General features: G+C 70.1%; 11 protein-coding genes, 1 pseudogene and 1 CRISPR repeat array. Of the genes and pseudogenes, 5 read left to right on the top strand and 7 right to left on the bottom strand.

The window, feature by feature from the left end; translation table 11 throughout:
- The 5 genes from BUE43_RS35410 to BUE43_RS27905 all read left to right on the top strand — a co-directional run.
- Window positions 1–180 (top strand): hypothetical protein (locus BUE43_RS35410; RefSeq protein ID WP_234995967.1); only part of this gene is annotated, 180 nt, incomplete at its 5' end.
- A 338-nt stretch (window positions 181–518) separates the two neighbouring features.
- Entirely contained in the window at window positions 519–1,367 is an 849-nt protein-coding gene (locus tag BUE43_RS27890) for an ABC transporter permease (protein ID WP_073489010.1), read from the top strand.
- 37 nt (window positions 1,368–1,404) lie between these two features.
- Window positions 1,405–2,421 carry a taurine ABC transporter substrate-binding protein gene (locus tag BUE43_RS27895; RefSeq protein ID WP_200797692.1) on the top strand — a complete coding sequence of 339 codons (1,017 nt, stop codon included), beginning with the start codon at window positions 1,405–1,407 and terminating at the stop codon, window positions 2,419–2,421.
- Complete coding sequence (locus BUE43_RS27900; protein ID WP_073489012.1) at window positions 2,418–3,203, top strand: ABC transporter ATP-binding protein; 786 nt, start codon at window positions 2,418–2,420, stop codon at window positions 3,201–3,203. The genes BUE43_RS27895 and BUE43_RS27900 overlap by 4 nt, the downstream gene beginning before the upstream one ends.
- Window positions 3,200–4,066: a TauD/TfdA dioxygenase family protein gene (locus BUE43_RS27905; RefSeq protein WP_073489014.1), complete on the top strand. Its 867-nt coding sequence runs from the start codon at window positions 3,200–3,202 to the stop codon at window positions 4,064–4,066. The genes BUE43_RS27900 and BUE43_RS27905 overlap by 4 nt, the downstream gene beginning before the upstream one ends.
- A gap of 525 nt (window positions 4,067–4,591) precedes the next feature.
- On the opposite strand, the gene BUE43_RS27910 is transcribed toward BUE43_RS27905, so the two are convergent.
- The 7 genes and pseudogenes from BUE43_RS27910 to BUE43_RS27940 all read right to left on the bottom strand — a co-directional run bounded on the left by BUE43_RS27910 (window position 4,592) and on the right by BUE43_RS27940 (window position 15,756).
- Window positions 4,592–5,755: a UDP-N-acetylglucosamine--N-acetylmuramyl-(pentapeptide) pyrophosphoryl-undecaprenol N-acetylglucosamine transferase gene (locus tag BUE43_RS27910; protein ID WP_456114877.1), complete on the bottom strand. Its 1,164-nt coding sequence runs from the start codon at window positions 5,753–5,755 to the stop codon at window positions 4,592–4,594.
- Window positions 5,756–6,230: 475 nt separating this feature from the next.
- A CRISPR array of direct repeats spans window positions 6,231–6,625; the repeat unit is 28 nt; unit sequence GGCTCATCCCCGCGTGCGCGGGGCCGAT.
- Between the two features lie 75 nt (window positions 6,626–6,700).
- Entirely contained in the window at window positions 6,701–6,841 is a 141-nt protein-coding gene (locus tag BUE43_RS34420) for a hypothetical protein (RefSeq protein ID WP_159447800.1), read from the bottom strand.
- A 114-nt stretch (window positions 6,842–6,955) separates the two neighbouring features.
- A pseudogene (locus tag BUE43_RS35415) lies at window positions 6,956–7,221 on the bottom strand (Tn3 family transposase); the annotation flags it as partial.
- 279 nt (window positions 7,222–7,500) lie between these two features.
- A complete protein-coding gene (locus BUE43_RS27925) occupies window positions 7,501–9,117 on the bottom strand; it encodes an autotransporter outer membrane beta-barrel domain-containing protein (protein WP_073489023.1) in 1,617 nt (538 codons plus the stop codon).
- Window positions 9,114–9,593 (bottom strand): hypothetical protein, encoded by a 480-nt coding sequence (locus BUE43_RS27930; protein WP_073489026.1) that lies wholly within the window; start codon window positions 9,591–9,593, stop codon window positions 9,114–9,116. The genes BUE43_RS27925 and BUE43_RS27930 overlap by 4 nt, the downstream gene beginning before the upstream one ends.
- Entirely contained in the window at window positions 9,590–13,558 is a 3,969-nt protein-coding gene (locus tag BUE43_RS27935; RefSeq protein ID WP_073489028.1) for a discoidin domain-containing protein, read from the bottom strand. Before BUE43_RS27935 ends, BUE43_RS27930 begins: the two co-directional genes overlap by 4 nt.
- A complete protein-coding gene (locus BUE43_RS27940) occupies window positions 13,555–15,756 on the bottom strand; it encodes a hypothetical protein (protein ID WP_143174434.1) in 2,202 nt (733 codons plus the stop codon). The genes BUE43_RS27935 and BUE43_RS27940 overlap by 4 nt, the downstream gene beginning before the upstream one ends.
- Between the last annotated feature and the right edge of the window lies 1 nt (window position 15,757).

Raw genomic sequence — 15,757 nt, forward strand, 5'->3', positions numbered from 1 at the left:
GACCTCCCACCCATCGTCGTCCTGGAAACACCCCGAGCACTGTCCTTCATGGACACCAAACCCGAAGTGGACTACTACGCCACAGCCATCCGAGGACTCCGCGCCGTGGCACTGAACACCAACGACTCCACCGACTACATCACCGCACTTCTGGCTGACCGGAAGACAGGAGATCTCTAAGCCCGTCAGCACGCATCGGCCTTGACCCGCAGCCGTGACTGCTGCGGGTCAAGGCCATCCGCAACCTGCCGGCTCATCCCCGCGCGTGCGGGGCCGACGCTTCGTGCCCTGGGCTGATGTAGATCACTCGTCGTGGCGGGTAGGGGCATGGTCGAGCGCCAGGTATGGGTCGCGCTGGGCACCAGCAAATCGTCCCCGGACGTGTTTTTGGTCGCCTCGCGAGAAGTTCTCACCATGCGGACCGGGTCGGCGACTTGTTGCGTACGGGCGCACATTCCCTGTTACGAAGATTGACGTCCGCTTCTGAACGTCGTCTCGCTGCTGGAAAGAGCCGCCCCATGTCGACCGAGGTGACGGAACGACCCGTCGTCACCAGCCGCCCCCGTGGCTCCGCGCGCAGGGCGCGCGTGTTCACCAGGCCGGCGCTGGCCCTGCTCGCCCTGCTCGTCCTGGTGGGGATATGGCAGTTGGTTGCCCTCGCCCGAATCTGGCCCGAGCAGCTCTTGCCCACGCCGGGCCAGGTCTGGCACCAGCTACTGGTCACGTCCGACTCGGGCAACGGGCAGGGCGGCTACGGCGGCTCGACCTTGTGGGAACGCCTCGGGGTCAGCCTCCGCCGCGTGGCCTACGGATCGGTCTACGGCATCGGCATCGGCGTCGGGCTCGGCCTGCTGATGGGACTCGTCCCGGCGGTGCGGGCCACCGTGGAGCCGCTGGTCACCTTCCTGCGCGCGTTGCCGCCACTGGCCTACCTGAGCCTGCTGGTCATCTGGTTCGGCATCGACGAGGAACCCAAGGTGTACCTGCTGATGATCGCCGCCTTCCCACCGGTCGCGGTGGCCACGGCGGCCGCCGTCACCGGGGTCAACCGGCAGTACGTGGAGGCGGCGCGGGCGCTCGGCGCACGCGGCTGGCAGGTCGTGGCCTCGGTCATCCTGCCCGCCTCGGCGCCGGAGATCCTGACCGGCGTCCGGCTGGCCGTCGGCATCGCCTACGGCTCGGTCGTCGCGGCCGAAACCGTCAACGGCGCGGACGGCATCGGCGGCATGGTGCTCAACGCCCAGCGGTACAACCAAACCTCCGTCGTGATCCTCGGACTGGTCGTCATCGGGGTGACCGGACTGCTCATCGACTCGCTCCTGGTCGCCCTCTCCCGGCTGCTGTCGCCGTGGCGTGGCCGCGCCTGAACCGCTCCACCGCACCGAAAGGGCCGTCATGTCAACCATGAGCCGACGACGCGCGCTGTCCTGGTTGGGCGGGCTCGCCGCCGTTCCTCTGCTGGCCGCCTGCGGAGTGGGCGGAAAAACCGCTTCGGGCGGCAAGAAAGTCAGGATCGCCTACCAGAACTTCGCCGACAGCACGCTACTGCTCAAGGACCAGGCAACCCTGGAGAAGGCGCTGCCCGGCTACACGTTCCAGTGGACCGCGTTCGACTCCGGAGCCAGCATCAACACGGCGTTCCTCAGCGGGGCGCTCGACCTCGCAGTGATCGGCAGCAGCCCCACCGCGCAGGCGCTGTGCCCACCGCTGAACATCCCGTACCAGATTGTCCAACTGCTGAACGTCATCGGCGACAGCGAAGCCCTGGTCGTCCGCAACGGCACGGGAATCACCGAGGCCGCGCAGCTCGTGGGCCGCAAGGTCGCCACCCCCTTCGGCTCCACCTCGCACTACAGCCTGCTGGCCGCCCTCCGACAGTCCGGAGTGGACCCCGCGCGGGTCGACCTCGTGGACCTCGAACCGCAGAACATCGTGGCAGCCTGGCAACGAGGCGACATCGACGCCGCCTACCTGTGGACACCAGCACTGTCCACTTTGCTCCAGAACGGGACGACCCTCACCGACAGCGCGAAACTCGCACAGGCCGGCAAACCGACCATGACGTTCACCGTCACCAGCAAGGACTTCGCCGACAGACACCCGGCCGTCCTGGCCGAATGGCTCAAGGCGACGAACGCGGCGATCCAGCAGATTAAAACCAACCCCACACCGGTCGCGGAAGCGGTGAGCCGCCAACTCGGCAGCACCCGCGACGACGCGCTCGCCCAACTCAAGCAGAACATCTACCTGGACCTGGGCGAGCAGCACAGTCCCGACTACTTCGGCACGATCACCACACCCGGCGCACTCGCCCAGCGGCTCCAGGACACCGCGGAATTCCTGGCACAGCAGAAGAAAGTGGACACCGTCCCCGGGCTCGACACCTTCCGCAACGCCCTGCGCGTCCCGGAGCTGTCATGAGCACCCTGCTGACCCTGTCCGGAGTCCAGCACCACTACGGCCGGGGCACCCGCGCCGTCGCCGCCGTCGGCCCGCTGGACCTGCACGTGAACGCCGGGGAATTCGTCGTCGTGGTCGGGCCATCCGGCTCCGGCAAGAGCACCCTGCTGCGCCTCATCGCCGGGTTCGAACACCCCTCGACAGGCACCGTCGAACTTGCCGGCCAGCCGCCTGTCCCCGGCCGTGACGTCGGCGTGGTCTTCCAACAACCCCGCCTCTTCCCGTGGCGCTCGGTTGACGGCAACATCAACGCCGCACTGCGCTGGGCTGGAGTTCCCCGCGCGGACCGCGCAGCAGCCAGTGTCGATCTCCTGGCCAAGGTGGGACTATCCGGGCTCGGCGCGCGCCGAGTCTGGGAAATCTCCGGCGGGCAGCAGCAACGCGTCGCCATCGCCCGCGCCCTCGCGGCACGCCCACGCCTGCTGCTCCTGGACGAACCGTTCGCCGCCCTGGACGCCCTCACCCGAGAGCGACTTCAGGAAGACGTGCGGACACTCACCAACCGCGACGGACAGGGCGCGGTGTTCGTCACCCACAGCGTCGACGAGGCGGTCTTCCTGGCCACCCGGATCATCGTGCTCACCGACCGCCCAGGCCGGATCGCCGCCGACATCGCGGTTCCCTTGCCCCGCACCGGAGTGCCAGCGGCCGAACTGCGCGCCTGGCCCGAGTACGCCGCACTACGCGGACAAGTCGCCGCAGCCGTCCGCGCGACCCTGACAGAAGTGGAGGAACGAGTATGACCACCACCGTTGAGAACAGGACCGTGTTCGAACCGTTGACGGTCGCCATCGGAGCGCGCGCACACGACGTCGACCTGTCACAGCCACTGACCCCAGCACTCGTCGCCGAGATCCGCGCCGCCCTGCTCGAACACAAGGTCCTGGTCTTCCCCAACCAGAACCTCACACCGGACAGCCACGTCGCGTTCGGCCGCTCACTCGGCGAACTCACCGCCTCCCACCCCGTCGTGCCCGGCATGGACGACCAGCACCCCGAAATCTACGTGCTGGACAGCACCGACGGCGGCAAAGCACCGGTCTGGCACACCGACGTCACCTTCATGAAGCGACCCCCGCTGGGCTCGGTCCTGCGAGCGGTGTCCCTGCCCACCGTGGGCGGCGACACCTGCTGGACCGACCTCGAAGCCGCCTACCTCACCCTGTCCGAACCCCTGCGACGACTGGCAGACCAACTCCAGGCCGTGCACGACGGCCGCAAGGACTTCCAGGAATACCTGGACAACCGCCTCGGCGGCGAGGGCAACACCTGGGACGGCGACCGCATCCGCACCCTCGACCCCGTCGTGCACCCCGTGGTCCGCGTACACCCGGAAACCGGCCGCAAGAGCCTGTTCGTGAACCCCGGCTTCACCACAACCATCCTCGGACTGTCCGAAGTAGAGAGTCGCGCCCTGCTCGACATCTTCTTCGTCGCGATCGGACGCCCCGAGCACAGCGTCCGCCACCGCTGGACCCAGGGCGACGTCGTCGTCTGGGACAACCGCAGCACCGCCCACTACGCCGTCGACGACTACGGCCACTTCCAACGAGTGATGCACCGCATCACAATCCGCGGCGACGAACCCTTCGGCCCCACCCCCTGACCCCACCCCCGCAGGGCCGATGCGATCAGCCCTGCATCCTGCAGGCACGGGTGGGGCTCACCCCCGCGCGCGGGGCCGATCCCAGGCGAGGATGCTCTGCCTGCTCGCCTCGGGGCTCATCCCCGCGCGCGCGGGGCCGATGAGGACGAAGTCGTGACCATGTCGCCCCGCGAGGACTCATCCCCGCGTGCGCGGGGCCGACGCCGTGATCCTCCGACACGGCCCGGTGATCACGGGCTCATCCCCGCGTGCGCGGGGCCGACACGACCCGAGCGGCCCAGTGGGGCAGCGCCGGCGGCTCATCCCCGCGCGCGCGGGGCCGATACTTCGTGACCTGGGGTGATGGGGCGTCGTGGGCGTGATTTTGACCTGTTCGATTTTGGTTCTCAACACAGTAGATCATCCGTCGCACTTGGTAGCGGGCCGTCTCAGGTCGCTGGTGCTGTGGCCGGAGAGAAGGTCACACCCGCCTGTCTCACGCTCATCGAGTCCGGAGTGGAATCGCACCTTCCCTGAGCGTCGGTGTCAGGACGCGGCGGACAGCACCACAACGGCCAGCCTGTCCGCCGCGTCCGGCCGTCCGTGCTGTCGCGCTCGGGTCGCCATCTCAGCCCGCCGCTGACTGTCGATGAGGAGCGGAGCCAGCGCGTCCCGCAGGGAGCTCGGCGTGGCACCGTCGAGCAGGGCGATCGCGGCGCCAGCAACATGGAGCTGGCGGGCGTTGTGTCGTTGCTCGTCTCCGGCGGAGGTGGCCAGGGGGACCAGCACCGCTGGTTTGCCCAGTGCGGTCAGCTCCGCGATGGTTCCCGCGCCGGAGCGGGAGATGACGATGTCGGCCAGGGCGAGCACGTCGGGTAGCTCGCCGCCGACGAAGCCGGTCAGGTGGTAGCGGCCCGCCAGCTCCCGCGGGAGGCGGGTGGCGTGTTCGTGGAGGTCGGTGAGGTTCGCCGGGCCGCATTGGTGGATGAGGTTGGCGCGTTCCAGCAACCAGGGCAGCAGATCCCGCACCAGGGTGTTGATCTGCTGCGCACCCTGCGCGCCACCCGTCACGTACACGGTCGGAAGGTCCTGGTTGAAGCCGCGCAAGCCCAACGCCACAACCGCCCGATCCGGCTGACCCGTCAATATCTCCGGCCGCACCGGGTTACCCGTCACGACCGCACGTGCCCGCGCCGAGCTGGGCAGCAGCGGCAGGGACGCCTCGCTCGACACCGCGATGCGGGTGGCGACCCGGGCCAAGACCCTGTTGGCCAACCCCAACCGGACTGTCTGTTCGTGGACCACCAAGGGGCGCCGGCACATCGCGGCCGCGATCCCGACCGGCACGGCGACGTAGCCGCCGGTCGCCAACACCACGTCGGGACGCCATTCCGCCACGAGTGCGCGGGCTTGGGCCAGGCCGAGCGGCACGCGCAACATGTCCTTGGCGTTGGCCCGGGTCAGCATCCGCAGCGGATTCTGGGCACGGCGGATCTTGCCGGTGGCCACCGCGGCGAACGGGATGCCCTCGTTCGCGGCGACGCGGGCCTCCAGCCCGGCTGCTGTTCCCACCCACACCACCTCCAGCGCCACGGCATCGGTCGCGAGCCTGGTTCGGAGGGCGCGGATCGTGGTGAGAGCGGGATAGGTGTGACCTCCGGTCCCACCCCCGGTGACCATGACACGGACAGAGCGAGGTGAGCTGTTCACAGAACTCCACCATCCACAGTGGACGAGAACACGAACAGGAGCCGGACGCGGCGCGACAGTACCGCGCCCCGTCTCGCCACAACCGTTCAGGTACTGGAGAAGCCGGCATCGGTAGGGCCGCCCGGGTCTGCCCATCAACGTTGGAGGCCACTTCCGCACGGGCTGGGTTCAGGGACCGTTGGGGTGGGACCTCCGGACGCCAGGTCAGGACTTTGGTCCCCGGCGTGTCGCTGGCGCCTGAGCCAAGCTGGATACCAGCGACGGGGTGAACCTCGTAGACCGGAGTCGGGGGCGGTGAGGGGGAAGCCCAGTGGTTCGGGGGAACCGGGGTCGCACATCCTCGGCTCGGTCTTCCAGGGCTGACGAGCAGAGGCGACAGGGTGGGGTGGCTGGTGGGGACCAGCCACCCCACCTTTTTCACTGCCCCCGCGTGTGGGGGCCAATGACTCCGAGGCCGACGACGCCGAGACCGAGGGGCTCATCCCCGCGTGCGCGAGGCCGACCAGCGAGGGGCGGGTCTTTTCTGTGCTCCCCGTGGCTCATCCCCGCGTGCGCGGGGCCGACTTCGGCCGGAGCTTCGACGGCCTGGACTATCGGGGCCCATCCCCGCGTGCGCGGGGCCGATATGCCGCGTAGAACGCTCCACTGGAAGCTGGCCGGCTCATCCCTGCGTGCGCGGGGCCGATAACTCTGCGGACACCATCATGTCCGTGGCGATCGGCTCATCCCCGCGTGCGCGGGGCCGATCGCGAGGCAGTCGCCCACACCGCGGTGTGGACGGGGCTCATCCCCGCGTGCGCGGGGCCGATGACACCCTCCCTGCGGCGGGTGTCGGCCCGCACGGCTCATCCCCGCGTGCGCGGGGCCGATACTTCGTGACCTGCGGCGATAGGGCGTCGTGGGCGTGGTTTTGACCTGTTCGGTTTGGGTGCTCAGCACAGTAGATCACTGGTCGCTGTGGGTGGTGGGTGGTCTGAGGTCGAGGTAGTGGGCTGAGGCGTTGAGCATGGCTCGGCTTCGGTGGTGGAGGCGGGTGCGCCAGGTGTGGAGGACTTCCTCCAGGGGGGCGATGGCTCCTGCGTTCATCACGTGGGTGATCACGGGGGCGATTTGCTCCGGAGGGTAGCCGGTCGCGGGGTCGCGGGCGGGGCAGGCCACCAATCCTCACGCCGGGTGGCGGCCCACCTCTGCGGAGGGGGGCTACTCCTGGTCGGCGTCGGGGTCCCGGGCGGCCGGATCACGCAGGGGCCGCAGCGCGCCGGGCGCGGGGATGTGGGCGCCGAAGGTGTAGCGGCCGTGGAGGTTGATGTGCTTGTCCACCAACGGTGACAGGCGGGCGGCGTCGAGGTTGTTGATCGGTTCGCCAGGGGCGGGCAGCGCCGCGTGGTCGGGTCGGTGTAGCGGGTGTTCCACACCACCGCGTTGAGCACTAGCCTCAGCGTCCCGAACTGGTCCTCCTGGCCTTCGCAGCAGTGCACACCTGCCGGTGCCGCAGCGCCCGGTGCGGGTGTCCAGCACGCAGAAGGTGTAGGCACGGTGGTTGACCACCCCGGCTGGCAGGGCAGGGTTGGTGAGGACCAGGCGCTGCCACACCTCGACCAGCAAGTTGGTGTTCATCTCGTGGTCGCGGACCTGACCGCGGCCGAGCAGGTCGGGCAACGACCTCACCACGGCGGCGGCACTCCAACTCGGCCTGAGAAGGGTCGTGGACTCGGCTGAGTGATCAGGTGGACTTGGGTCCGGGGTCAGAGCCGTTTGATCTTGAGTTTGGCCGCGTCGTCGTTCTGCGCCCACATCGTCACCGGCCAGCTTTTTCCATTGTGGTCCTTGTGGCTTTCCCTGCTCGTGCCGTTGAGGTAGCGGGTGCTGGAGAAGTAGCTGGTGGTGATCTGGATCTGGTCGTCGTGGCGGATCACGTGTTTTCCGTTCACCTTCACGCCGGTGAGGAAGAGGCAACTTGCGGAGTCGATCCACAGGAGACGGTTGGAGCTGCTGTCGGTCGTGTCTTTCTTGATCACCCGGAAATCTCGTCGTGCCGCCACATAGCCGTCGCTTCCGGCCGCAACGTGGAGGGAGTAGTAGGAGGAGCTTGAGGAGAGCCGACCGGCCTGGAACGTGCCTTCCACCTTGCATGTCTTGCTACTGGCGACTGTGACGTTGTTGTTGAAGGTGCTGGTGCCGGTGACGGTGAGGGTTCCGCCTACGGAGAGGTTCTTGCTGCTGGCGAGTGTCACGTTGTTGTTGAACGTGCTTGCTCCGGTGACGGTGAGCGTGCCGCCTACGGTGAGGTTTTTGCCGCTGGCCAGGCTGGCGTTGTTGTTGAAGGTGCTGGTGCCGGTGACGGTGAGGGTTCCGCCTACGGAGAGGTTCTTGCTGCTGGCGAGTGTCACGTTGTTGTTGAACGTGCTTGCTCCGGTGACGGTGAGCGTGCCGCCTACGGTGAGGTTTTTGCCGCTGGCCAGGCTGGCGTTGTTGTTGAAGGTGCTGGTGCCGGTGACGGTGAGCGTGCCGCCGACCGACAGGTTCTTGCCGCTGGCGAGAGTGACGTTGTTGTTGAACGTGCTCGCCCCATCGGCGGTGAGCATGTTGACGGAGATGTTGGGGCTGCGCACCTTGAGGGAGGTGGTGAGGTAGTGGTCCTCACCGCCGATGGACGCCTTGAGTGTGAAGTTGGTGTGGTCGTTGAGCGCTGGTGAGGTCCAGGAGCCGCCGCTGACCGGGGTGCTCTTCTCGGTCCCGTCCTCCGCCGAGTAGTACATGGTGTAGGTGGCGTTCCTGGACCCCTCCCACTTCAGCTGCACCGTCTGCCCCCGGTTGACGATGGTGGAGGCGGGGCGAAGGCTGTGGAAGTAGAAGGTGTCGTCCCGTTTGACGACCTCGACCCGCCCGGTGCGGTCCTGGAACCCGCTGGTGGGGTTGGTGGAGGTTCGCTCGGTGACGGTGAGGGAGACCGGCCCGACCGCGCTGTTGATCTCGATGTCGGCGAGGGTGAGGATGACCCACCACGTCCCGTCGAACTTGGCGGTGGTCTCCGGCTTGCAGGTGAACACCACCTTGTTCGGGTCGTTGGTGTCGGAGGTGATGTGCCACTGGGTGCCCTGGTCGGCTCCGGTGACCTCGCTGGCCTTCGTCTTGATCAGGGTGGGGGCTGTGGTGAGCGCGCTGCCCTGGGTGCCTACCGGCACGCTGATCTCGATCTGCTCGCAGTAGACCGGCCAGGAGGCGCCGCTGACGTTCTGGCCGAACCTCAGGGCGATGGTGCCGTACTCGTGGTCGGCGAAGTTGCTGATCAGGATCGTGCTCGGCTTCGTCTGGAGTTCCGGCTTCACCCAGTTGGTGTCCGAGGTGAGGTCACGGGTCACGGCTTGCTCCTGGAGGGACCGGAGTGGCGGGTGGCGGTGAGGCGTCCGGCGTGGGAGAGGAGGCTGCCGTCGCCGGACGTCGAGTGCTCGACCACCTCGACGGCGTCGGCCGCGGTCTGGTCGAGGTCGAGGGTGACGGTGAGCGACCAGGTGCCGTCGAAGGTGGCGGGGGTTTCGGGGACGCAGGTGAAGACGGGGGCGTTCGGGTCGGTGGTGGTGGCGTGGACCCACCACTGTCCACCGTGGACGGGTGAGGCGACCGGGGTGACGCGGGTGCGCAGCGCCAGGGGCATGGGGTGGGCGTGGGTGAGCGGCACCGTGAGGAGGATCCGGGCGCAGCGGACCGGCCACCGCGTCCGGTCGTGCGGGGCCCTGCCGATGGTGACCCGGACCCGGCTGCCCTCGCCGGCCGCCGTGCGGAGGGGAGCCAGCTCCACCTCGTAGGGCAGCAGGAGCCCAGAGGACGGGGACGTCACGGGCGTTCTCCTTCCGGTGCGGGCGGCTGGTTGCGGCTGGCCGGGTGGAGTTGCAGGTATCCGGAGCGGGCGACGGGGATCGGGTCGTCGGGGTGGTGGAGGTCGTCGGCGGCCAGGATCGGCAGTTCCGTCCAGCGGGGCGGGTCGGTGGCCAGGGGCTCGGCCCAGGTCCAGACGCCGTGCCAGGGCGCGGGCCGCGGCATGACGATGCCGGCCTCGGGCGGGTCGGCCAGCACGGTGATCTGCCGGATCGCGACCCGGTCGTCGCTGTCGTGGGTGAACCGGAGGCGGATGTGCCGGGCCGCGAACGGCTCCGCCGGGTGGTGGTTGATCTCCACCGCGGGGCCCTGCTCGGTGAGGGCGGTCCAGTCCGTGCCGTCGAGCGAGGACTCCAGGCAGGACGCGCCCAGGGCGTGGTCGCCCCGCGGGTCGCCGCCGGCGAGGTGCACTCCCGCCACCCGGCGCTCGGCGCCCAGGTCGAGCGCGACACAGTCTCCGCTGGTGGCGTGCTCTGCGCTGAGGTAGTGGGTGGAGAGGTCTCCGTCGAGCACCCGCTCGGGAGGGTGACCCTCGGTGTGGCCGAGCGTGGTGGTCACCGTGACGTTCTCGTCCCGCCGGGTGGGGGCCAGCAGCGGGTCGAGCCGGAACGAGGCGCGGATGCGGGCCAGGGCGCCGTGGGTGTGCTCGGCGGCGACCGCCAGGTGGTGGACGGGCAGGACGTCGGTGGTGGCGTGCACCGCGGTGTGCGGGCAGACCAGGAGCGTGACGTGGTGGGTCGCCAGCCGGTCAGGGGGCCGGGCGGGCAGGCGAAGGGTGTCACCGGCGCCGATGGGCGCCAGGTAGCCGCCGTCGGCGGAGGCGTCCGCGACGTACAACGTCTCGTAGCGGGTGGGCTCGTCGACGTCGTCGGCGGCGAAGTAACCGATCAGGCCGTCGGCGAGCCGGTCGGGCTGGCCGAGCCGGACGTTCCACCGGTGCTCGGGGTAGTCGGGCTCGGGCGGGGTGAGGGCGGTGTCCCAACTCGGGTCGGCCAGCGGGGGGCCGAGCAGGTCGAGCCCGAGGTCGGCGCGGACCAGGGCGACGGGTCGGCCGATGAGCCGGGCCGGCGTGGTGTCCTCGGTCGGACTGGTCTCGTCGATGCGGTCCAGTGCGGTGTCGATCGCGGTCATCAGCGCGTCGAAGGCCGAGGGCGGATGCCCGAGGACCCCTGAGGCGAAGGCGGCGACGTGGGGGTGGGCCGCCTGGAAGTCGCTGTCGTCGGGATGGCGGTGGGGGGCGTGGGGGAGGGCGTTCCAGGCGGTGGCCCTGGTGCCCTCGGCGGTGTGCACGACCCGCAGCTCACCGAGCGGGTCCCCGTCGGCCGCGTACACCAGGAGGGTCTGGTCGAGGTGGTTGACCAGCAGCCAGCCCGCGACGGGGGTGCCGCGTTCCTCGGGCACGGCGTCGAACCGGAGCCGCGCCTCGTGCATCAGGCGTGGCGGCAGTTGCAGGAACCGTTGTGGGCCAGGGGCGTTCGGGTACAGGAGGTGGTCGGGTGTGACGCTGTCGGTGCGGATCGGGGCGAACTGCGCGGGTTGGGCCTGGTGCGCGGTGACCATGCGGGCGACCTGGCCGAACCGGTCGACCAGGTGGAGCTCGACGAAGACGAACTGGCCTGCCCGCACCGGTTGGAAGCGTCGTTGTCGCCGGTCGCCGGCCCCGTCGGGGACGTGGTTGGTCTGTCCGACCAGGTCGAGGACGCCGGGGTCGGTGGTGGTCTGGGCCGTGCCGTCGTGCTGCAGCAACCAGTCGCCGAAGCCGTCGAGGCACTGGGACAGGATGTCCACTTCGGACAGATCGTCGCGCAGTGCCCGCAGAGCGGTGACCAGGTCGCTGGGGGCGGTGGGGAGCCGGCGGCGGATCTGTTCGCGGAGCACGTACTTCAGCGCGGGGGTGAGGAAGGACCGTCCCTCGAACTGGGTCCAGCGCAGGTTCCCGTCCCCGCCGCCGGGTTCGGCTCCGGTGCCGTTCCAGCGGTACCGGTCGCCGTCGAAGGTCCAGTGCTGGCTCTGGGCGTCCTGGTAGGGGGTGGCGCAGTGCAGGACGCGCCACTGGAGGTACAGCGGGAGCCAGGGTTGGGTCCAGCAGCGGGTGTGCTCCGGCCAGGCGCCCCTGCTCAGGTTCGTGGGGTCCTCGACGATCGCGTGGAGCGCGGTGCGGTCATCGGAGCCGTCCAGCGGGGCGCGCACCGCCCGGTCCAGCAGGGCGAACTCCTTCAGCAGGGGAGTGCAGAGCGCGGGCAGTCCCTCCAGGTTCGGCAGCGGGGGCGCGGACTCGGGCGGGTGCCACGAGTCGCCGATCCGGACTTCGCTGAGCAGCGCCGAGGGCACCCGACAGGGCAGGGGGTCCTCCTCGTCCCTGGTCAGGGCATCGGTGTTGCCGGTGTTGCCCAGCACCACGACCGGGTCGGCCGGGCGGTGGTAGGTGTCGGCCGGCACCCGTTTGAGCTCCAGCGTCTCCGGAAGCCCCTTGCGGTGGGCGTACTCGTCGATCTCGGCCTGGAGGGCCTCCGGGTCCATGGCGTGCGGGATGCGCGCCAGGATCTCGGCCACCTCGGTCGTCTGGTCGCGCACGGCGGCGCTGAGGCGGTCGATCTCGGCCTGCCACGCGGCGGGGTCGAGGGTGAAGTCGTGGGGGCGGTGACTCGGCGGGAGCTGGCGGAGCCACCACAGGGTCCACAGCCGCCACTGGTCGTGGGCGAGGCGGGGCGCCAGCCGGTCGTAGGCCCGCTGGTCGCCGTTCAGCTCGTGGACCCACTCCGGTTGGGCGGGTGGTGGCGGCTGGGAGTCCATGCCCTCCAACGGTCGGTTGACCACCCGCCACACGTGCCCGCCCTCCCGCCCGGAGAACCAGGAGCGGTGAGTGATCTCGTCCAGGTCCAGATCGCCGTCGGCGGTGTCGAGCTGGTCGAGCGCGTCGGCGAACAACGCGCGGACGAGGTCCGCCGAGCGGGTCGAGCGGGTCTGTTGCGCGACCAGGGCGGCTGCGGCCTCCGCGGTGGAGTGCCCGACCGCGACCTGGATCTTCTCTCCGTCGGGGTGGTGGGAGTCCAGGTGAGAACAGGGCGGGTCGTGCTGGCAGTCGGCCTCCCAGCCGATGCCGTACACGCAGCCGCAGTACCGGGTGTGGGTGATCGTGTTCGGCATGTCGTCCGGGGCGGCCCAGCCCAGTGCCGACAGCACGCCGTCCAGGCCCTCGCCGTCGCCGGGCACCAGACCGGGAATTCGGTGGGCGGTGCGCAGGATGTCCGCCTCGTCGTCGGAGTACCAGCCGATGACCGCGTAACTGAGCACCGTGTCCGGTGGGTCCGCGTACTGGTGGGGCTTGAGGTCCTCCAGCGTGTCGTGGAAGAGGAAGACGTCCTTGTGGTACGGGGCGAACGCGGCGAAGGCGGGCAGGCCCGTGCCCACGGCCGTCAGGAACAGCGGCCCGGACCTCGGTTCGGTCCAGCGCCCCCGCGACAGGTCCCACGCCCGCCCGATCCGGTTCAGCGTGGGCGTGGACGCGTAGGGGTCCAGGCAGGTCGTGGAGCCGGGGACGTCCAGCCCGTGGTCGCCGTTCTGCAGGTAGTCGCTCTGCACCACCCACCCGGCGGCCCGGCGTTGACCGTCCAACTCGCAGTACCGCACCACCAACCACCGGTTCGGGACCAATGGGAACTCGCTGTCCCCCGTGTCGGGGTGGAAGAAACCGGTGGTCAGCGCCTCGGGAAGCTGCCACTGCACGTGCACGCCCTCGAAGGACGGCGAGTTCTCCGTGTCCTCCAGGTTCTGGTAGGGCGGAGGTTCCGCGCCCGCCCTGACGTCCTCGTCCAGCATCAGGAAGAACTGGGGCGACCAGCGGAGGAACTCCCCGTACCTGCGGATCTTCCGGTTGACGGCCAGGGCGTGGACCTGGATCGGCACGACCAGGTCGGTGTCGCTCACGGGGCCTTCGCCTCCTCCACCTCGGTGGTGATGCGTTGTTCGACGGGCGCGTTGACCAGTTGGAGCGCGAAGGCACGCGGGGTCAGGCCGTCCGGGGCGACGACGTCGGCCAGGTCGCTGACGAGACCACCGGCGTCGCACAGGTTCAACACGGCCCGCCCGGAGCGGGCGTCCCGCAGGTAGTGGTCGGAGATGGCGCCCTCGGCGGGGAAGTGGCGGCCCAGCGGAAAGCCCAGGTTCGGGCCGGGGGTGAGGTCGCGCAGGCTGATCACGTCACCGTCGTCCACCCCGAAGTGGATGCCCTGCCCCGGTTCCCGGATGACGATCTCGTCCGGGACGGCGTCGAACAGGCACAGCAGCACGTCCTCGGCCGGCTGGGCGCGACGCAGCTCCCCGACCTGCCTGCCCCGAACCGTGGCGACCAGGTCGAACTCCGGCCAGGCCCGCACCAGGGCCGAGCGGATCAGCACACCGGACACCGGTGGCGACGCGCCGCGCGCCGCCGCCGTCCCCGCCCGCACCGCCGGGTGCGCGAGCACGTCGAGGGAGGTGTGGACACCGATGTCCTGGGCGCCGGCCAGCAGCGCGGCGATCCAGGTCGGGTCGACGTGGAACAGCCGCAGGGACTCCGGGGGCAGCATCGCCGGGTGGGGCACGAGATAGCCGAACGGGACGTGGTGGAGCAGCGCGAGGCCCTCCAGCCAGCCCGGGAGGGTCGGGGCGCGGGTGGTGGCGGCGGCGGTCAACAGCCGTTGGCGGTGGGGATCGGCCATCAGGGCGTGCGCCGAGTGACGGGACAGCCGTTCTCGGCGGACGGTCATCGGTGTCGACCCGGCCACCGGGGGTTGGCGGAGCGCGTCCACGAGGGACCGGCCGAATCCCTCGTCGGCCACCGTGCGCCAGGCGTTGCCACGCGCGGCGTCCGGGTCCAACCCGGCGCGTTCCGGGTCACCTCCCATCGCCATCATCCGCGCCGCCATGCCCGCGACCTCCCGGCGGACGCGGGTCATCTCCTCGGTGTAGGTGGGGTCGGCCAGCGCGAGCGCGCGGCCCAGGGTCCAGGCCGCCGCGTAGCTGACGTCGAACACCCCGTGCTCCGGGTCGTAGATCAGCGCGTGGTCGGCGGTGGTGTGCGGTCCGCCCCGTCTCACCTCGGGGACCGGCTGGGGAACCAGGGGGGTGAACGGGCCCCGGTACCAGCCGAAGGTCACCTCCCCCGACCGCACGCGGTAGGTGACCGGTGTGTACCCCAGGCGCAGGCGCTCGCGGGCGTGTCGCTCCGCCGCACCGGGGTCGGTGGAGCCGGCCTCGTGCGGCAGGCGCAGGGCGAGGTTCTCCGGGTCGCCTCGGCCGGGCTCGGCCAGGCGTCGGAGAAGTCCCGGCGCGTCGAGCTGGCCGTGGGGATCGGACACGAACGACCAGGACCGCAGTGCGCACAACCGCACGGTGTTGATGTGGGAGGGGAGCTGGTCGGGCCCGAGCAGGCCGATGAACCCCTCCAACGACACCAGGTGGACGGCGTAGGCGCCGGCCGGGCGGGGGAACCGGTTGGCCGCCAGGACCGCGTAATCGCCTTCGGTGAGGATCTCGCCGTTCCGGGTGCGCTGGGGGGCGGTGCGCACCTCACGCAGGTGCGCCAGGTACGACAACTCCGCCTCACGCGGCACCACGGCGGTGAACAACGGGGCCGGCACGTCGATCGTCTGGCAGGTGCTGGCGGCGATGCCCGGGGTGATGCCCTCGTCGCTGAGATCGGGGCCGAGGATGTCGGTCTCCTCGGGGTGGCGGAGCGCGTCGACGGTGCGTGTGCGGGTCAACCCCTTGCCGTCCGGGTCGTCGGGCAGTTCGCCCGCGGCGAAGACGAGCAGCGCCAGCCACGGGGCACGAGCGACCACCAACGTCCCGCTCAGTTCGCGTTCCCACGGCAGGATCGCCCGGTTGAGGGTGATGTGCGGCAGCGTCGAGCCGTAGTCGCCGTGGGAGCCGGAGGGCGGGTAGTGGGCGTGCACGGACGAGTCGTCGAGCACGAAACGCACGGCCCGGATCTCGAACTGCTGCTCGACCACGGGCAACGGGTCGCTGGCGGTGAAGTCCACGTCGTCGCGGGTGAGGCACTGTTCGGCGCGGATCGTGTACACGCCCGCGGTCGCCGCGGGCGAGAGGCGGTCGTAGAAGGTGATCTGGAGCGGGTCGGTCACG

This window comes from Streptoalloteichus hindustanus (assembly GCF_900129375.1).
Lineage (GTDB): Bacteria > Actinomycetota > Actinomycetes > Mycobacteriales > Pseudonocardiaceae > Streptoalloteichus > Streptoalloteichus hindustanus.